Here is an 18,602-nt window from a genome sequence, read left to right on the forward strand (position 1 = left end):
GTGACTGCACATGACCAGGACCTTCGACCCGTTCCGGGAGATGGACCGACTCTTCGGCGAGGGGTTCCGCACGGCCACGCCGGCCCCCATGCCGATGGACCTCTACCGCCGCGGTGAGACCTTCGTCGCGCAGATCGACCTGCCGGGAGTCGACCCCGGCTCGATCGACATCGACGTCGAGGACAACACCCTCACCGTGCGCGCCGAGCGCCTCAGGGAGAACCTCGACGACGTCCGCTGGCTGTCGCACGAGCGGCCGACGGGGACGTTCGCCCGCCAGCTCTCGCTGGGGCGTGGGCTCGCTCTCGACGACATCCAGGCGGACTACCGCAACGGTGTCCTCACCCTGACGATCCCCGTCGCCGAGGAGGCCAAGCCGCGCAAGATCGCCGTGTCGCACGGCGACGACCAGAAGGCGGCGATCGAGAGCCAGGCCAGCTGATCACCAGCGACCGCTGAGCCGTCCGCGTCCCAGCGGTCGCAGGCACCTCGGGAAACCCCCCTCTCCGAGACGGCAGGGCCCCGCCTCCTCCGAGGCCGGGGCCCTTACCGCGGGTCCAGTGGCTCGGCTCCCGTGAGGCCCTCACCTGCAAGGAGTCCGCGCGCTGCATAGGCTCAGCGGTCGAGGCAGGTGCAGACGCAGGCCCGGTTGCCCTCCGGGTCGGCGAGGACGACGAAGGACGGCGCGTTGTCGTTGTCGACGACGGCACCACCCGCAGCGACGGCCGCAGCGATCCGCTGCTCGGCGATGTCGTGCGGCACCCACACGTCGAGGTGGAACCGCTGACGTGGAGTGCGATGAGCGTCCGTGTCCTGGAACCAGAGCAGCGGCACCCGCCCCTTGGGGTCGACGACGTCCGCGCCGTGCAGCGCCTCAGCGCTCCCCGTCAGCAGCGCCGCCCAGAACGGGCCCACCGCAGCGACGTCCGCCGTGTCGAGGGCGAGCTCGATCTCGGCCACGGCGTGCGGCTCGGCCGCGACGCCCTGCTCGCGCGCGATCTCGCTGATGCGGTGGGCGAGGTCGAGATCCCGCTCGGTCAGGGCGCCGACGTCGTGGCTCATCAGCTTCAGGTCGACGTGCGGATAGGTGAGGGTCACGTCGGGGTGGTGGTTCATGGCCTCCGCCGCCTCACCGATCGCGGTGACGAACCGCAGTCCCGCGGCGAAGTCACCAGTGAGGTAGCGGGCGTGGAGCGCCTGGGCCAGCTTGCGCCAGTCGACGAGGCCGGCGTCGAGAATCTGCACTGTCGTGAGGCTGTCCATCACCTCAGTATGGTCCTGCCGGTTCGTGGGTGAGGGCTGCCGTAGGGCGCCTCACCCGCGCCGCCGCTGGACCCGCCTCCGAGCGGAAGCGAGCCCAGCGGCATCCGGGCTGATGTCAGCGCGCGCTGGCGGTGACCGGCGCGGGGTCCTCGAGAGCGGGAGCCGGGGAGTGCTCCGCATCGATCATGCTCGCTTCGTCGAAGGGGACATGCCCGTCGAGCACTGCCGCAACCTGCACGCGGTCGATCTGGCCCGTCCACGTGCCGACGAGCACGGTGGCGATCGCGTTGCCGGCGAAGTTCGTCAGGGCGCGCGCCTCACTCATCATCCGGTCGATACCCACGATGAAGCCGACGCCGTCGACGAGGTCGGGGCGGTGTGACTGCAGACCTCCCGCCAAGGTGGCGATCCCGGCGCCGGTCACCCCGGCCGCGCCCTTGGACGCGATCATCATGAACACGAGCAGGCCGATCTGCTCCCCCAGGCTGAACGGCTTGTCCATCGCCTCGGCGATGAAGAGGCTGGCCATCGTCAGGTAGATGGCGGTGCCGTCGAGGTTGAACGAGTAGCCGGTCGGCACGGTGATGCCCACGACGGGGCGGGCGACGCCGAGGTGCTCCATCTTGGCGATGAGACGCGGCAGGGCCGACTCGGACGACGAGGTCGAGAGGATGAGGAGGAACTCCCGACCGAGGTACCGCAGCAGCGAGAAGACGCTCACGTGGCTGACGATGCGCAGGATCGTGCCGAGCACCCCGAAGACGAACAGGGCGCACGTCACGTAGAACGCCACCATGATCAGGCCGAGGCTCTTGAGGGCATCGACCCCGGTGGCCCCCACCACGGCAGCCATGGCGCCGAAGGCGCCGACCGGCGCGAGCCACATGACCATGGCCATGAGGCGGAAGACGAGCTTCTCCACGTGCTTGATGCCCACGAGGATCGGCTCACCGGCCGGACCCATCTTCTGCAGGGCGAAGCCGACGAGCACGGCCACGAGGAGGGCCTGCAGGACGGACCCGGCGGTGAGGGCCGACACCAGGGTCTCTGGGACGAGACCGAGGATGAAGTCGGTGGTCGTCTCGGCTCCGCCCGACACCTGCTTCTGGCCTGCCGCAGCGAGCTCGTCCGTGAGGTGCAGACCAGCACCGGGCTGGACGATGTTGCCGACGACGAGCCCGATCGCGAGGGCCACGGTCGACATCGTGAGGAAGTAGCCGAGGGCGAGGCCGCCGACCTTGCCGACCTGGGCGGCGCGGCGCACCGAGCCGATCCCGAGGACGATGGTGCAGAAGATGATCGGGGCGATCATCATCTTGATGAGGCTGACGAAGAAGGTGCCGAGCGGCTTGAGCTCCTTGCCGAGCTCCGGCCAGATCAGCCCGACGGCGATGCCGAGGAGCATCGCGATGATGACGGCGACATAGAGGAAATGGGTGCGGTCGCGCCTCGTCGTCGCCCGGGGCTTCGGGGCGTCGACGGCGCTGTCGGCGGTGTGACTCACAGGGGGCCTCCGTTGGCTGGGCCCGGCGGTCCCGGGCCTGAGTGATGTGATGAGCGTCGCGGCCGAACTGACTAGGGTCACGATTGTGTTCATTGAGTTCTCGGACGCATCGCGGCAGCACCACTCGTGGCGGCACCGCTCGTGGCTGCCGTGAACCCGAGCCGCTGGAGCGTCGCGACGCAGACGTTCGTCCTGCAGGTGGGTCTCGCGGTTCTCGTCATTGCTGCCGGGCTCGCGGGGACCTTCGTCCAGGCCCAGCACGCCGGCGACCGGGAGGCCATCGCGCGGGTCACTGCGGTCGCGGAGACGGTGGCGGCCACACCCGCGGTGGTGGCGGCCGTTCAGGGCAGCGCACCGACAAAGGCCCTCCAGCCCTACGCGGAGCGGGTCCGGCTGGAGTCCGGCACGGACTTCGTCGTCATCATGGACCGGGACGGCACCCGCTTCACCCATCCCGACCCGAAGCAGATCGGAGGAACCTTCATCGGCCACACGTCGGCAGCCCTGGCCGGCGGCGTCGTGATGGAGAACTTCACGGGCACGCTGGGGCCGTCGACCCGGGTCGTGGTGCCGGTGGTCGACTCGACCAAGCCTGCGGCTGCACAGGTCGTGGCCCTGGTCGCCGTCGGCATCCGCACGTCGGCTGTCGGTGAGCGGGTCCGCGTCCAGCTGCCGGGCATCCTGGCGGCTGGGCTGGCGGCGGCGGTGCTCTCCGGCCTCGGCACCGCTCTCGTGGCCCGTCGCGTCCGCCGTCAGACGCACGGGTTGGGTGAGCGCCAGCTCCGGGAGATGTACGAGTACTACGACGCCGTGCTCCACGCCGTGACCGAGGGTCTCGTCATCACCGACCTCGGTGGGCGGCTACGGCTGGCCAACGACGAGGCGGTCCGACTCCTCGGCCTCCCCGACGACGCGATCGACCGGCCCGTGTCATCGCTCGGCCTCACGGCCCCGCTCACCGCTGCGCTCAGTGACGACGAGCCGCGCGAGGACGAGCTCCACGTCACGTCGGCCCGGGTCCTCGTCCTCAACAAGGGACCTGCCCTGTGGAGAGAGCGGCGGCTCGGGCACGTCACCACCCTCCGCGACCGGACCGACCTGGAGGCCCTGACCGGTGAGCTCGACTCGGCTCGCGGTCTGACCGAGGCGCTCCGGTCGCAGGCCCACGAGACGGCGAACCGGCTGCACACCATCGTCAGCCTGATCGAGCTGGGCCACACCGACCGGGCGCTCGCGTTCGCCACGGACGAGCTGCACGTGAGCCAGGTGCTGACCGACCAGGTCGTCGGGTCGGTCGAGGAGCCGGCCCTCACCGCGCTCCTCCTCGGCAAGGCCGCCGAGGCGAACGAGCGGGGCATCGAGCTCCTCGTCGCCCCCGACGTGCGCTGGCCCCCCGGGGCAGCGCCCGTCAGGGACGTGGTCACCATCGTCGGCAACCTCATCGACAACGCGCTGGACGCGGTGGCCGGGTCGCCGGGCGAGCGGCGGGTGGTCTTCGAGGCCACCGTGGAGGGTCCGGCTGCCGTCGTGCGCGTCTCCGACACCGGCCCGGGTCTCCCGGACGGCGCAGTCTCCGACGCGTTCCGGCGCGGGTACTCGACGAAGGAGGCCGGTCGGGCCGGACGACGTGGCATCGGGCTCGCTCTCGTCTCACAGACCGTCGAGCGCCTCGGCGGGACGCTCGACGTCAGTGGCCCGCCCGGCGCGACCTTCACCGTGCGCCTGCCGTGGGGTGGTGGACCATGACCACCGAGGCGCTGAGGGTCCTCGTCGTCGAGGACGAGCCGGTGGCGGCCGAGGCCCACACGGCCTATGTCGACCGGGTGCCGGGCTTCACCGTCGTCGCGACCGTCGCAACGAGCCAAGCGGCCTTGAAGGCGTTGCAGGACAGGGACATCGATGTCGTCCTGCTGGACATGAACCTCCCCGACCGACACGGCCTCGATGTCGTCCGGGCCATGCGCGCGGCGGGCCACCGGGCGGATGTCATCGCCGTCACGTCCGCCCGCGACCTCCAGGTCGTGCGGGCCGCCGTCTCTCTCGGCATCGTCCAGTACGTCCTCAAACCCTTCGTCTTCGCCACGCTGCGCGACCGGCTCCTCGCCTACCGCGACTACCGCAACCAGGTCACGGCCGGGACCCAGGTGGACACCCAGGCCGAGGTCGATGAGGTCTTCGCCGGGGCCCGGGTCCATGCGGAGGCGCGTCTCCCCAAGGGGATGAGCGCGGAGCTGCTCTCCCGGGTGTCCCGGGAGCTGCGTGAGTCGACGTGGTCGGAGCAGGACCAGCGCGGACTCTCGGCGCGTGAGCTGGGCGAGGCGCTCGGGATCAGCCGGGTCACCGCCCGGCGCTACGCCGAGCACCTGTGCGACACGAAGGTGGCGGTCCGACGCTCCCGCTACGCCGGCGCGGGGCGACCCGAGGTGGAGTACCTCTGGTCGAGGTGAACGAGCCTCCCGGCCGCTCGCGACAGCCGAAGTAGGCGGTGCCGATCTGGACGATGAGGTCGCCGCCCTGCCGGTGGTGCCCCGCCCATCACCTTGGCGCCCGGCAGCCAGGCCTCCTGACCGGCGTGGGCGAGGGTCCGCTGCTTGATGACGGGGTAGCCCTCGGTGTACTCGATGTCGTTGTCGGTGCCGAACCCGCGGTAGTTGTTCTCGAGCTTCGCCGATGCATGGATCCAGGCCCGCTGGTCGCGGCTGAACGGCCGCTCCTCGTCGTTGCCCGCGACGATGTAGTGGCGCAGCTCAGGACCGATCCTCTCGATCAGGTAGCGTCCGTGTCCGACGACGGGGAGGTTGCGCAGCAGGGCGTGCTTCCGCTGGATCAGGTCGTAGGCGGCGACGCCGCCGAACCGACGAGGGACAGCCCGGTCTTCGTCAGTGCCGGCCTCAGGGCGCGGGTCCTTCCGTGGGTCGGCCCGCTGCCGGGACCCTCAGGCGCGGGCGTTCTGGTGGACGTCCTTCAGCCCCACGTACCCCTCGGCGTTGGCGCGAATCCGCTCGAGGTCGGCGTCGGTCAGCTCGCGCCGCACCTTGCCGGGCACGCCCGCGACGAGGGACCGGGGCGGGATGACGGCGCCCTCCTGGATGACGGCTCCTGCGGCGATGAGGGAGCCGGCGCCGATGTGCGCCTCGTTGAGGACGATCGCGCCCATCCCGATGAGGCAGTCGTCCTCGATCGTGCAGCCGTGCAGGACAGCCCGGTGGCCGACGGAGACGCCGGCGCCGATGGTCGCCGGCTTGCCCGCGTCGGTGTGGACGATGACCCCGTCCTGGAGGTTGCTGCGCTCGCCGAGCACGATCGGCTCGAGCTCGGCACGGAGCACGGCCGTGTACCAGACGCTCGAGTCCGCCCGGAGCTCGACGCGGCCGATGAGGTCCGCACTGGGGGCCACCCAGGCGGTGGCGTGGACGTCGGGGGTGTGGTCACCGAGGGGAATCAGCATGAGGAGAGGGTATGCCGCTGGGCTCGCACCGTGCCCCCGGGCACCTTTGCGGGTGGCCGGCGGTGCGTTCGGCTCAGGCCTCGACCCGGTCGAGCTGCTCGATGACGCGCTCGAGGAGCCCGGCGAGCTCGGCTCGTTCGTCAGCTGTGAGACCACGGAGGATGTCGCTCTCGACGACGTTGGACTCGCGGATCGCCTCGCTGAACAGGTCCCAGCCGTCGCCGGTGAGCGAGATGAGGGTCCGCGTGCGGTTGGCCTCGTCGGGGCTGCGCCTGATCAGGCCACGCTCGGCCATCTTGTCGAGGCGGTGGGTCATCGACGACGGTGCGACATTGGTCAGGTCGGCGAGCTGGCTCGGAGTCAGGCAGGTCTCCCCGGCCTTGGCGAGGGCGGCGACGACGGCCCACTCCCCCTGGGTGAGGCCGAGGTCGGCGAGCTGCCGGCCGTACCACTGGTCGAGCTTCTTGGTCACGCCGTAGATCGCGGTGATGACGCGCTGGACCGACTCCTCCCCACCCGCCGCCACGTAGGCCGCGACGGCCTTGCGGTGCTGCTCCTGGGCCGTCCTCGGTCGTGTCGCCACAGTCCGATTGTGGCACGAGTTGTTTGACTGCTAACCTTTCGATATCGAACTTAGGGTTCGAAATGTTCGGCATCGAAGCCGCGAAGCCCACGGGCGGTCGCCGAGTCGCCCCCACGACACCAGAAGGGGTGTGACACTGCCATGCGCGCCAAGCTGCTCATCCTCGCGTCCTCGATCGGGATGCTGGGCTGGGGCGCCGTGCTCCCGTACCAGTACGCGTACGCCGCGGACACCCGCGGCTGGGGGGCTCTCGCAGCCGCGGCGGCCTCGTCGCTCTTCTCCGTCGGGGCGCTCGTCGCAGCGCCCTTCGCCGGCCGGCTCAGTGACCGGTTCGACCCGGTGCGTGTGGCCGTCCTCGCCCAGCTCCTCGGCGCGGCCGGTGTCGGCGCCCTCGTCCTCGTCGACACGCCCGCGACGTTCCTGCTCGGGATGTTCGTCTTCGGCCTCGGCCTGTCGGCTGCCATGCCTGCGAAGCAGGTCATCGTGCTGCGCTGGGTCGGGATGCACGACCGCCGGAAGGTCTTCGCCTACAAGTTCACCGGCGAGTCCATCGGGATGGCGATCGGCGCCTACGTCGCGGGTCACCTCGTCGACCTCGCGCGGGCGGACGGGCTCGACGTCGGCTTCGTCACGGCCGCGCTCGGCTTCGTCCTCTCGTCGGCGATCATCTGGAGCGCCGGCTTGGGGGCCACGACCCACCCGGACAGCGGCTTGGACAGCAGCACGGCAAACCCGGGCCGGCCGCTGGATGCGCTCCGGGCCATCGGCTCCAGCCCGGCCCTACGGTGGACAGCGGTCATCACCGTCACGCTCGCACTCGGCTTCTACGCGCAGTTCGAGGCGGGCCTGCCGGCCTATGCGATCACCGTCCTCGACGTCGACTCGGCGGCGATCGGCACTGCTGCGGCGGTCAACGCGATCATCATCGTGCTGCTGCAGGTCGTCGTCGTGCGCCTCACCGCGCGGCGCAGCGCCCCCGCCCTGCTCATGGCGGTCGGCTCGATCTGGGTCCTCGCGTGGCTCATCCTGTCGGCGGCGCAGTTCCGGCCGGAGATCGCCGCGGCCCTGTTCATCACGACGTTCGGGGTCTTCGCGGTCGGCGAGACGATGTACTCGCCGGTGCTCAACCCGCTGACCGCGGCGCTCGCCCCGCAGGGGATGGTCGGCCAGACCCTGGGGACGTTCGCGGCTCTGCAGACGACGTTCTCGGCGATCGGCCCGCTCGTCGCCGGCGCCCTGCTCGGTGCCGGGCTGGCGGGCAGCTTCCTCGCGCTCCACCTCGGCATCAGCGTCGTGGCGGTGTATGCCGCGTGGCGGCTGCGGCGCGTCATGGCGGCCCGCCCGGCGCCCGTTCAGACGAGCTCGTCGACCGGGGTCAGCAGCAGCCGGCCGGCCAGGCCGACCGAGCGGGAGAGCGTGGCCGCGTAGTCGCTGCGCAGCGGCTCGTGCCCGTCGAGCCGCCAGAGCACGTTGGCGTTCGTCCACGCGGCGTCTCTCGCCCGGTTGATGCTCCAGGCGCCGACGAGGTCGGCCACGGGGCCGGCGTGGGCCCGGTCGACCTCGAGCGCGAGGCCGTCGAGGAACGTCCGGCGCACCTCCTGCTGGACGGCCGCGAGCAGGGCGTTGACCTTGAGGTAGTCGTCGCGGATGCCCGGGCTCGTGGGCGCGAGGTGCAGCTCGCGGCAGGCCGCGACGACCGCCATCGGGAGATCGTGGTTGATGTGGGCGTTCATCCCGGCCAGGGCGAACTGGATCGGCAGGCGGCCAGGCGCGCTCCGCAGCTCGAGCACCGGCGCCCACGCGGCTGTCGGCGCGTTGCTGCGGAGCGTGTCGAGATAGAGGCCGGCGAAGAGGATGTCGAGCCGGGTCAGGAAGCGGACGTTGCGGAAGTGGCCCTCCGTCGCCCGCTCCAGGACGAGCTCGGTGACGCGCAGATACATGCGACTGAAGGCGCGCACCCCGTCGGCCGGGTCGAGGGTCGCGTCCACGGCCCGCATTCGCTCGACGAGCGCCTCGATGGTCGCGATGGACCCGACCTCACCCACCGGCGCGGCCGGCCCTGAGCCCGGCCGACGGCCGGTCCACCAGGAGCGAACCCCGTCGACGATCCCCGAGAGCCAGCCCATGCTCGACGGTAGCGGGTCAGCCCTGGTCGTGGAACCGGCTGATGCGCTCGATCGCCTCGCCGACCGCCGCCGAGCCGGCGGCGAAGCTGAGGCGGACCGAGCGGGTGCCGGCTCGGTCGTCGAAGTCGGCACCGGGCGTCAGGGCGACCCCTTCGCGGTCGAGCAGGTCGGAGGCGTATGCCGCTGAGCTCGGCCAGCGGTCCAGCTGACCTCCCAGGTCGGCGTAGTAGTAGAACGCGCCGTCGGCGGGCGCTGCCGTCCCCCAACCCAAACTGGGTGCATGGTCGAGGAGGAGCCTGCGGGTTCGGGCGAACTCCTCGACCGCCTCGTCGCACTCGGCGTAGGACTCGTCGGTGAAGGCCTCGACCGCGGCGTACTGCGCGGGGGCCGGCGGGCAGAGCGCGACGTTGCCGGCCAGGGCGTCGACGGGGCGGACCAGGTCCTCGGGGAGGAGCAGCCAGCCGAGCCGCCATCCGGTCATGCCCCAGTACTTGGAGAACGAGCTGACGACGATGGCCGAGTCGTCGAGCTCCCACGCGCACACGCCGCGGGGGTCGGGAGCGCCGGGCTCGGGGTAGGTCACCCCGTGGTAGATCTCGTCGCTGACGAGGCGGACGCCGCTGGCCGCGCACCACTGGCTGATCGCCGTGAGCTCGGCCCGGTCGACCATGGTCCCGGTGGGGTTGGCGGGCGAGGCGACGATGAGGCCCGCGAGCGGCGCCTGCCGATGCGCCGCCTCGAGCAGCTCGGGCGTGGGCTGGAAGCGCACGTCCGGCCCACAGTCGATCTCGACCACCTCGCAGCCGAGGGCCGCGAGGATGTTGCGGTAGGCCGGGTAGCCGGGGCGGGCGAGGGCGACGCGGTCACCGGCGTCGAAGGCGGCGAGGAAGGCGAGCAGGAACCCGCCGGACGAACCCGTCGTGATGGCGACGCGGGCGGGATCGACGTCGAGGCCGTACCAGCGGCGGTAGTGGCCGGCGAGCGCCTCACGGAGGGGGCAGATCCCGAGAGCAGAGGTGTAGGTGAGGGGCTGGCCGGAGGCGTGCACGGCGGCCGCCGCACGCGACACCGCGCTGGGCGCACCGCCCGACGGCTCTCCCGCACAGAGCGAGATGATGTCTCGTCCGGCTGCACGGAGGACGGCCACGCGGTCGAGGACGTCCATCACCTCGAAGGGCGGGACGTCGGAGCGGCGGGACGGCTGGAGCCGGTGGGGCGTGCTGGTCACGCCTCCAGTGTCCTCGACTCGAGGAGCCGCTTGGCCGTGTCCAGGCCGGCGACCTCGGCGCCCATGCTCTTCTGCACGATCGGTCCGAGGAAGAGCTTCTTCACCCCGGTCAGCGGAGCGGAGATCGACATGGTCACCCTGGTCCCGCCCTCGACCGGCTCGAAGTCGTAGGCGACGTCCGGCCGGAGCGGACCCGCGACCCCGACGAACGCGACGCGACGACCCGGCACGAGCTCGGTCACGCGGATGTCGGCCGGGACCGTCCCGCCGCCCGGGCCCGAGACGCGCTGCCGGAAGACGGTGCCGACGGCGAGGGGGCCGTCGGCCGAGATCTCGGCGAGGGAGCTCCGCCAGGCGAGGCCGTTCGTGGGGTCGGCCAGGAAGGCGAACACCTCGTCGACCGGACGGGCGATGACCACGGAGCGTTCGACGGCCGGCATGCCGCCAGTGTCCCGGAGACGGGCGGGCCGCGCCATGCGGTCCGGACACCGGGGCGGCGGCAGGACGTGCACACCCGACTCAGCGGGAGGCCGCCCTCCTGCGCTCGAGGCGGTGGAAGACCGTCCAGTAGAGGATCCCGATCATGACGCCGCCTCCGACGATGTTGCCCAGGGTGACCGGCAGCAGGTTGCCCGTGAGGAAGTGCGACCAGGTGAGGTCGGCGAAGGTCGCCGGGTCGAGTCCGGTGCCGGCCCAGAAGTCCGCACCGGCGAAGTCCTTGATGAGGATGCCCAGAGGGACCATGAACATGTTGGCGACCGAGTGCTCGAAGCCGGAGGCGACGAAGAGCGCGATCGGCATGGTGACCGCGAGCACCTTGTCGGTCGTCGTCCGGCCCGAGTAGGCGGCCCACACGGCGAGGCAGACCATGAGGTTGCAGAGCACGCCGAGGAAGAACGCCTCCGTCATGGTGTGGTGGAGCTTGTACGACGCCGTGGAGAGCACCACCTTCCCCCAGCCACCGCCGGCGCTCTGCCACGTGCCGGCGAGGAAGACGAGCCCGACCATCGTCAGCGAGCCGATGAAGTTCGCGACGTAGACGACCGTCCAGTTGCGCAGCAGCTGGAGCCAGGTGATTCGTCCGCTGGCGGCGGCGGTCAGGGTGAGGGTCGACGACGTGAACAGCTCGGCGCCCGTGAGGACGACGAGGGTCAGGCCGGTGGAGAAGGTGAGCCCGCCGAGGACCTTGGCGACACCCCAGGGGAGGACCTGCGCCCCCACCTGGCTCGTCGTGAAGAAGATGAAACCGAGGGCGATGTACCCACCGGCCGTGAGGCCGAGGAGGAAGGACTTCAGCTGGCTGCTCGTGGCCTTCGCGAAGGCGGCGTCCTCCGCGGCCTTCGCCATCTGCGCCGGGGACAGGATGGTGAGCGACGGGGCGATGGGCTCGCTGGTCTGGACCGCCGGGGCGGGTGTGCCGGCCCGGGCGTTCGCCGCGGCGCCGGTCGCAGTGGTGGTCATGGCTTTCCCCTCAGATCCGCGCGTTGATGGCCTGGTAGCCGGAATCCTCACGCGTGCCACCCATGCCGTCGCCGACGGTCCGGTAGTCCGCGATCCACTCGGCGGAGCGGAGGTACTTGATCATCTTGTAGCCGACGTAGGACTCGACGCGGATCCGCAGGGGGGCCCCGAACGTCCAGGGCAGCGGCTTGTCGTTCATCGACCACGCGAAGATCGACTCGTCCTCGGAACAGTCCTCGATCGGGATGCACGAGTAGAACGGCTCGAGCGGGCGCCCGTCGTGCATGCTCTGCGCCAGGCCGAACGAGGTGACGAGCAGGTACTTGGCGTCGGCCGGCGGGGGCCCGGCCAGTGCCATGACGTCCATGACCTTGGGCCCCTTCCACTTGGCGATGCCGGTCCACCCCTGCATGCACGCGTGCGCGACGATCTGCTCCTGCTGCGGCAGCGCCTTGAGCTGCTCGAACGGCACTCGGACGATCCTGTCGGGATCGTTGGACGGACCGATCTCGAGGACGTAGTCCCGGAAGTCGTTCGCCGCCAGCTCGTGCCACTCAGGCGACTCGTCGGGCTTGGGGTAACGGCCGTTGGTCCAGTGGTAGGGCGAGATGTCCTTCTCCGTGTAGGCCTGGCCCTTGCGGTTGCGCGGCTTGAGCTTGTTGACCGTCAGCCTGCGGAACGGCTCGAGCAGGGCGAAGAGGAACTTCTGCGTCGCACGCCGGTCGCGGAGGCTCAGGTGGCTGATCGCGATCCACGCGATCACGACGAGGGCGATCGTCGTGAGCAGGATCGTCGTGGCCTGCGCGACCCGCGCCGGGTCGTACTCGCCGAACACCATGTGCGTCACGTTGTACTCGCGGTGCGAGATGAACACGAGCGCGACGTGTCCGAGGATGAACCCGGACAGGACGACCATCCCGAGGAAGTGGATCGACCGCGCGGCCTGGCGACCGCCGAACAGCTTCGGGTACCAAGGGAACCGGCTGCTCACGGCCGGGGACATGACCGGACCGGTCACCATCATGAGCGGGGCGACGAGGAAGACGATGCTGAAGTACGTGAGCCGCTGGAGCGCGTCGTAGGGCGTGAAGTGCTCGATGGACGGCACTCCGAAGCCGACATAGATCTTGAGCGACCCCCATGCCTCGGGGAAGACGCTCCACGACGTGGGCACGATGCGCTGCCACTCACCGGTGAGGAACAGCAGCGACACGTACACGAGTCCGTTGAGGACCCAGAGCATGGTCACGAGGCCGTGCCAGTGACGGCCGAGGCCGGGGTTGCGCCCGCCCGGAAGGGTGAGCCAGCTCGGCGGCTCCAGCTCGTCGTCGTGAGCCGTGTAGGCGCCCTCCTCCGGCGGCACGACCCGCTTGGTGAACTTGATCCACTCGGTGCCCGGCCCGCAGTCGCTGCGCCAGTAGAACCGCGGATGGGTGGCGATGATCTGCCAGCCCGAACGCAGCAGGAGGCCGATGAGGAAGAAGTTGAGCAGGTGGGTGATGCGAAGCCAGGAAGGGAAATCGAACTCGGACATCGAGGACTCCGGTGTAGGTCGGTGGCGGCTACTACGTCACGTAGGACTACGGTGCGTAGTATTTATACGGCCGCGGCCGTGGTAAATCAATCGATGTGACGCACCACACGTCGTCAGCGAGTCGACCCACCCGCTACCGGATCATGCGGTGGCTGGTCCACACGACCACCAGTCGGCCTCGCACGTCGCACCCGACTTCCACATCGACCCGGCGGACGTGTGGGCTGACGACACACTGACTGACCCGCGTCCGGGTGGTAGACACGACGTCGTTCGCCCGACCGCCGAAGGGACTGCACCGTGGCCACTGAATCGGACTTCACCTGCTCCATCGTCACCACTCCACGACTCGCGATGAACGTGTGGACCAGCGGCCCAGAGGACGGCCGTCCCCTGCTCCTCATCCATGGCAACCTCACGACCGGCGGCTTCTGGCGGTACGTCGCAGCAGAGCTGCCCAGTGAGGTGCGCGTCATCGCGCCGGACATGCGCGGCTTCGGCCTCACCGACGCAGCACCCATCGACGCCACGCGCGGCCTCGGCGACATGTCGGACGACGTCCACGCGCTGCTCGAGACCCTCGGCCTGGCCGGGGCTCGGCGCGTCACCGCGGCCGGATGGTCGATGGGCGGCGGCATCCTCCAGCAACTGCTCCTCGAGCACCCGGACGACCTCGGCGCCCTCGTGCTCCTCGCACCCGTCTCCCCCTACGGCTTCGGCGGGACTGTCGATGCCGAGGGCCGGAAGGCCTTCGATGACGCCGCCGGAAGCGGTGGCGGTGGCGCGGCGCCCGAGTTCGTCCGGCGCATGCGGGAGAAGGACCGGAGTGAGGACGACCCGACGTCGAGCCCCCGGATCATCCTGCGCTCCTTCTTCGGGGCCGGCGCCAACGCCGCGAACGTCGACGAGGACTTCCTTCTCACCGAGGCACTGACCACGCGGATCGGCGACGACTTCTATCCGGGCGACAGCCGACCCTCCGAGAACTGGCCCACGCTCGCCCCCGGCGATCGAGGCGTGCTCAACACGATGTCGCCCATGCACTACAACACCTCGGCCATGGCGCGGAGCACGGCCGGCATCCCGATCACCTGGGTGCACGGGAGCGACGACGCCGTCTGCGCCGACCGCTCCATGTTCGACTTCGGCACGCTCGGTGAGCTGGGGGCGGTCCCCGGATGGCCGGGCGCCGGAGTGCTGCCACCGCAGCCGATGAAGCAACAGACCCGCGCCGTGCTCGCCGGCTACGCCTCCCAACCCGGGCAGGAGGACCTCGTCAAGGAGGTCGAGCTGGAGGGCATCGCGCACGGGCTGCCCCTCGAGGTCCCTGACCGGATCGCTGCCGAGATCGTGGCACTCACCCCCCGCTGAGGTGGGGGCGGCTGGGAGGGAGCCCAGCGGCATACGGGATGGCGGTGGCGCTGTGGCGGATCACACCGGCCCCCGGCTTGGTGCTGACCACGGGATTATCTACTGTGGGTTCCGTGCAAAAACATAGGCCGGGTGTCTCGCTCACCCGGGCCGTCTTCCTCCTCCCCGCCGGCCTGGCGATGCTGGCCGGCGCCGACGCCGCCCTGCTCCTCGTCGGAGTCGGCGCTCCCGTCACCGCGGCGCGCCTCGGCGACCTGCACGGCATGCTCATGGTCGCCGGGTTCCTCGGCACCCTCATCGCGATGGAGCGCGCCGTCGCCCTGCGGCACCCGCTCGCCTTCGTGGCCCCCGGACTGCTCGGGCTCGGCGCGATCGCCCTCCTCACCCCCGCACCGCTCGCGCTCGGCCAGCTCCTCCTCGTCGACGGTTGCATCGCCCTCGTCGCCGTCTACGGAGCGCTCTGGCGCCGCAACCACGACGACGTCGTCCTCGTCGAGCTGCTCGGCGCCGTCCACCTCACCCTCGCCGCCGCCCTCTGGCTGCGCCTCGACGTGCCCTGGCTCATGCCGTGGCTCGTCGGCTTCATCGTCCTGACCATCTGCGCCGAGCGCGTCGAGCTGGCCCGCCTCGCCATGCCCGCGTCCGGCGGCCGCACGCTCGTCGTGCACGCCGCGGCGCTCACCGGCACCCTCATCCTGACCCTCGTCGCCCCCGACGTCGGCGCCCGCGCCACAGGCCTCGTGCTCGCCTCGATCGTCATCTGGCTGGTGCGCCACGACGTCGCCCGGCGCACCGTCCGCACCTCCGGGCTCCCCCGGTTCAGTGCCGCGGCCCTCCTGGGCGGCTACGCCTGGCTCCTCCTCGCCGCGGTCACCTGGGTGGTAGCCGGGGCCCAGACCGAGGGGTTCGCCTACGACGCCGTCGTCCACGCCGTGATGCTGGGCTTCGGCATGTCCATGGTCATGGCCCACGCGCCGATCATCCTCCCGGCCGTCCTCAAGCGCCCCCTGCCCTACCGGTCCATCATGTGGCTCCCCCTGGCGCTGATGCACGTCGGCCTGATGACGCGCATCGTGGCGGGCGACTTCGGTGGGCTGCGGACCGTCTGGCAGGTCGGCTCGGTGACCAACGTCGTCGCACTGCTGCTCTTCTTCGTCGTCGCCGCCGGCTCGAGCATCGCCGGACCGGTCCGGCGCCCCAGCCGCCGGCCCCGCACCACCTCCAGCACCACCTCCAGCACCGCCCCGTCCGAGACCGTCACCACCGCCCCCACCGGCATCCGGAGCCCCTCATGAGTACCCGCGGCACGTGGTTCATGCGCGACCGACCCGTCGTCATCTGGTTGATCGCAGCCTTCCTCGTCAGCCTGGTGCACCCCTTCTTCGCCTACTCGCGGTGGCTCATGGTCCACCTCGTCGTCCTCGGCGCCGTGACGCATGCGGCCATGGTGTGGAGCGTCCACTTCACCGAGGCCCTCCTCAAGACCCGGGCCGGGTTCGAGGAGCGGCGGCTCCAGACGATCCGGCTCAGCGTCTTCCAGAGCGGGGTGCTCTTCGTCCTCGTCGGCGTGCCGACCCGCGTCACCGTGCTCACCATGATCGGCGCGACCCTCATCTCGGGGGCCGTCCTCTGGCACGCGGTGATGCTCGTCCGGCGGCTCAGGGCCGCGCTTCCCGGACGGTTTCGCATCACCGTGCGCTACTACGTCGTCGCCGCCCTCTTCCTGCCGGTGGGCGCGACGTTCGGCGTCCTCCTGGCCAGTGGCCATGACCACTCGGCCGCTGCCGCCGACAGCACGCACGCCCACCTCCTCGTCGCCCACACCATGGTCAACCTGCTCGGCTGGATCGGGCTGACGATCCTCGGGACGCTCGTCACGCTGTGGCCGACGATGCTGCGCACCCGCATGGCCGACACCGCCGAGGCCGCGTCCCGGCGGGCCCTGCCCGTCCTCGTCGCCGGCATCTCCCTCGTCGTCACGTCGCCGTTCATCGACCAGCCCGTCGTGGGCGCGATCGGGATCGGCCTCTACCTCGCCGGGACGCTCTGGGTCTACCGGCCCATCCTCACCGCGGCCCGCCGACGGCCGCCGTACGCCTTTCCGACCCTCTCGGTCGGCGCCGGCCTCCTCTGGCTCCCCGTCGGCCTCCTGCTGATGGCCTGGTCCCTCGGTGCGCGCGGCTCGTGGGAGGCGATCGCCGACAACTACGGCGCCCTCACCACGATCTTCGTCGTCGGCTTCGCACTGCAGGTGCTCCTCGGCGCCCTCTCGTACCTGCTGCCCGTCGTCGTCGGGGGCGGCCCCTCCGTCGTGCGGGCCGGGATGGTCGAGCTCGAACGGTGGGGGACCGCCCGCGTCACCGTGGCCAACCTCGGCCTCGCCCTCTGCCTGCTCCCCGTCCCGAGCCTCGTGCGCGTCGTCGTCTCGGTGCTGACCCTCGCCGCTCTGGCCACGTCGATCCCGTTGATCTTCCGCGGGATCCGCGCCTCCGTCGCGGCCAAGCGGGCCAAGGAAGCGGCGGCTGAGCCCGGCGCGGGCCCCGGCGACACCCGACTCTCCAAGGACCAGGTCGCCGCCCGGACCGCGCAGTCGCAGGCCCAGAGCTGGTCGCGCCCGCAGCTGATCGCTGGTGTCGCGATCATCGCGGTCGGGGCCACCCTCGGCGTCGGCCTCGACCCCACGGCCGCCGGCCTCACCGTCGCGAGCGGCCCCACTCCGGCCGCAGCCGCGGTCGCCCCGACCGGGGACACCACGACGGTCAAGGTGACGATGAAGGACATGCGGTTCACGCCCGACTCGGTCGACGTCCCCGTGGGCAACCGGCTCGTCATCGAGGTCGCGAACACCGACGCCGGCGACGTCCACGACCTCGTTTTGGCCACCGGCGAGCGCTCCGGACGAATCAACCCCGGCGGCACCGGACGGCTGGAGGTCGACGTCGTCCGCTCCTCCATCGACGGCTGGTGCTCCGTCGTCGGGCACCGCCAGATGGGAATGCTCTTCACCGTCAACGCGATCGGCGCGGAACCATCCGGCACCTCCGCCGATGCCGCGAGCGGCAACGACCCGGCAGCCCACGGCTCGGCCGGGCACGGCACCCCAGGGGGACCGGGAGCCAGCCCCGCGATCGACTTCATGGCGAAGTGGAAAGCCGGCTCAGCGGCATACGACCCTGTCCTGCCACCCCTGACCGACGAGAAGGTCCGGCGGATCACCCTCACGGTCCGCGAGGTCGAACTCGAGGTCGCCCCCGGTGTCACCCAGACGAGGTGGACCTACAACGGCTCGTCCATCGCGCCAACGCTCCATGGCCGGGTCGGCGACACCTTCGAGGTCACCCTCGTCAACCAGGGGTCGATGGGGCACTCCATCGACTTCCACGCCAGCGAGCTCGCCCCCGAGGGCCCGATGCGCACCATCCAGCCCGGCGAGAGCCTCGTCTACCGCTTCACGGCCAAGCGCTCCGGGATCTGGATGTACCACTGCAGCACGATGCCGATGACCTCCCACATCGCAGCGGGGATGGCCGGCGCCGTCGTCATCGAGCCGGAAGGGCTCCCGGCCGTCGACCGGTCCTATGTGCTGGCACAGTCGGAGATCTACCTCGGCGCCCAGGGCGGTCCCGTCAACGCAGACAAGGTGATGGCCGAGCAGCCGGACGCCGTCGTCTTCAACGGGCACGCCAACCAGTACGTCGACCACCCCCTCGAGGCCCGGGTCGGTGAGCGCGTGCGGATCTGGGTGCTCGACATCGGCCCGAACCGGCCCACCTCCTTCCACGTCGTCGGTGGGCAGTTCGACACCGTCTACAAGGAAGGGACCTACCTGCTGAAGAACGGGCGCGGGGCGCTCGACCCGCCCGGCGCCACGACCGGTGGGGCCCAGGCGCTCGATCTCGCTTCGGCACAAGGCGGCTTCGTCGAGCTGAGCTTCCCGGAGCCGGGGCGCTACCCCGTCGTCAGCCACATCATGGTCGACGCGGAGCGCGGCGCCCGCGGGTTCATCGAGGTGCGCGACTGAGGCCAGTCCGAGAGCGGACGCGGCAACGGGGTGCCTCCTGCGTTCGAGGAGGCACCCCGTGCC

Annotated in this window: 16 protein-coding genes; 7 read left to right on the plus strand and 9 right to left on the minus strand. The window is 70.9% G+C overall.

Features of this window, described 5'->3' with window-relative positions; all coding sequences use genetic code 11:
- The first annotated feature begins 10 nt into the window (after positions 1 to 10).
- Entirely contained in the window at positions 11 to 442 is a 432-nt protein-coding gene (locus INTCA_RS17095) for an Hsp20/alpha crystallin family protein (RefSeq protein WP_013494180.1), read from the plus strand.
- Between the two features lie 173 nt (positions 443 to 615).
- Here the strand turns inward: INTCA_RS17095 and INTCA_RS17100 are convergent, their stop codons facing one another.
- Together INTCA_RS17100 and INTCA_RS17105 are read right to left on the minus strand one after the other, a co-directional pair.
- Entirely contained in the window at positions 616 to 1,263 is a 648-nt protein-coding gene (locus tag INTCA_RS17100; RefSeq protein ID WP_041307928.1) for a 4a-hydroxytetrahydrobiopterin dehydratase, read from the minus strand.
- Between the two features lie 115 nt (positions 1,264 to 1,378).
- On the minus strand, positions 1,379 to 2,767 hold the full coding sequence (locus tag INTCA_RS17105; RefSeq protein WP_013494182.1) for a C4-dicarboxylate transporter DctA: 1,389 nt from the start codon (positions 2,765 to 2,767) through the stop codon (positions 1,379 to 1,381).
- A gap of 126 nt (positions 2,768 to 2,893) precedes the next feature.
- Between INTCA_RS17105 and INTCA_RS17110 the strand changes: the two genes are divergently transcribed.
- Both INTCA_RS17110 and INTCA_RS17115 read left to right on the plus strand, forming a co-directional pair.
- Positions 2,894 to 4,513 (plus strand): sensor histidine kinase, encoded by a 1,620-nt coding sequence (locus INTCA_RS17110; RefSeq protein ID WP_244859849.1) that lies wholly within the window; start codon positions 2,894 to 2,896, stop codon positions 4,511 to 4,513.
- Positions 4,510 to 5,214, plus strand: a complete 705-nt coding sequence (locus INTCA_RS17115; RefSeq protein WP_013494184.1) for a response regulator — start codon at positions 4,510 to 4,512, stop codon at positions 5,212 to 5,214. Before INTCA_RS17110 ends, INTCA_RS17115 begins: the two co-directional genes overlap by 4 nt.
- A gap of 488 nt (positions 5,215 to 5,702) precedes the next feature.
- On the opposite strand, the gene INTCA_RS17120 is transcribed toward INTCA_RS17115, so the two are convergent.
- Together INTCA_RS17120 and INTCA_RS17125 are read right to left on the minus strand one after the other, a co-directional pair.
- Positions 5,703 to 6,215 (minus strand): gamma carbonic anhydrase family protein, encoded by a 513-nt coding sequence (locus INTCA_RS17120; protein ID WP_013494185.1) that lies wholly within the window; start codon positions 6,213 to 6,215, stop codon positions 5,703 to 5,705.
- Between the two features lie 73 nt (positions 6,216 to 6,288).
- Positions 6,289 to 6,798: a MarR family winged helix-turn-helix transcriptional regulator gene (locus tag INTCA_RS17125; protein ID WP_013494186.1), complete on the minus strand. Its 510-nt coding sequence runs from the start codon at positions 6,796 to 6,798 to the stop codon at positions 6,289 to 6,291.
- 141 nt (positions 6,799 to 6,939) lie between these two features.
- Here INTCA_RS17125 and INTCA_RS17130 point away from each other — a divergent pair, with 141 nt between their 5' ends.
- A complete protein-coding gene (locus INTCA_RS17130; protein WP_013494187.1) occupies positions 6,940 to 8,226 on the plus strand; it encodes an MFS transporter in 1,287 nt (428 codons plus the stop codon).
- Here the strand turns inward: INTCA_RS17130 and INTCA_RS17135 are convergent.
- The 5 genes from INTCA_RS17135 to INTCA_RS17155 form a co-directional block, all read right to left on the minus strand.
- Entirely contained in the window at positions 8,151 to 8,924 is a 774-nt protein-coding gene (locus INTCA_RS17135) for a DUF5995 family protein (RefSeq protein WP_013494188.1), read from the minus strand. The genes INTCA_RS17130 and INTCA_RS17135 overlap by 76 nt on opposite strands.
- Before the next feature lie 16 nt (positions 8,925 to 8,940).
- Positions 8,941 to 10,152 (minus strand): aminotransferase class I/II-fold pyridoxal phosphate-dependent enzyme, encoded by a 1,212-nt coding sequence (locus INTCA_RS17140; protein WP_013494189.1) that lies wholly within the window; start codon positions 10,150 to 10,152, stop codon positions 8,941 to 8,943.
- Entirely contained in the window at positions 10,149 to 10,592 is a 444-nt protein-coding gene (locus INTCA_RS17145; protein ID WP_013494190.1) for an SRPBCC family protein, read from the minus strand. The genes INTCA_RS17140 and INTCA_RS17145 overlap by 4 nt, the downstream gene beginning before the upstream one ends.
- A 79-nt stretch (positions 10,593 to 10,671) precedes the next feature.
- Positions 10,672 to 11,613, minus strand: coding sequence for a formate transporter FocA (gene focA / locus INTCA_RS17150; RefSeq protein ID WP_013494191.1), 942 nt, complete (start codon positions 11,611 to 11,613; stop codon positions 10,672 to 10,674).
- A gap of 10 nt (positions 11,614 to 11,623) precedes the next feature.
- A complete protein-coding gene (locus tag INTCA_RS17155; protein WP_013494192.1) occupies positions 11,624 to 13,147 on the minus strand; it encodes a molybdopterin-dependent oxidoreductase in 1,524 nt (507 codons plus the stop codon).
- Positions 13,148 to 13,447: 300 nt separating this feature from the next.
- Here INTCA_RS17155 and INTCA_RS17160 point away from each other — a divergent pair, with 300 nt between their 5' ends.
- From INTCA_RS17160 to INTCA_RS17170, 3 genes are all read left to right on the plus strand, one after another.
- The gene (locus INTCA_RS17160) at positions 13,448 to 14,518 is read left to right on the plus strand and encodes an alpha/beta fold hydrolase (protein ID WP_013494193.1); all 1,071 of its coding nucleotides are present in this window, start codon (positions 13,448 to 13,450) and stop codon (positions 14,516 to 14,518) included.
- A 113-nt stretch (positions 14,519 to 14,631) separates the two neighbouring features.
- Entirely contained in the window at positions 14,632 to 15,813 is a 1,182-nt protein-coding gene (locus INTCA_RS19930; protein ID WP_169312933.1) for a hypothetical protein, read from the plus strand.
- The gene (locus tag INTCA_RS17170) at positions 15,810 to 18,539 is read left to right on the plus strand and encodes a multicopper oxidase domain-containing protein (RefSeq protein ID WP_013494195.1); all 2,730 of its coding nucleotides are present in this window, start codon (positions 15,810 to 15,812) and stop codon (positions 18,537 to 18,539) included. Before INTCA_RS19930 ends, INTCA_RS17170 begins: the two co-directional genes overlap by 4 nt.
- The last annotated feature ends 63 nt before the right edge of the window (positions 18,540 to 18,602 follow it).

Origin of the sequence: Intrasporangium calvum DSM 43043 (assembly GCF_000184685.1) — a bacterium.
In the GTDB taxonomy this organism is placed as follows: Bacteria; Actinomycetota; Actinomycetes; order Actinomycetales; family Dermatophilaceae; genus Intrasporangium; species Intrasporangium calvum.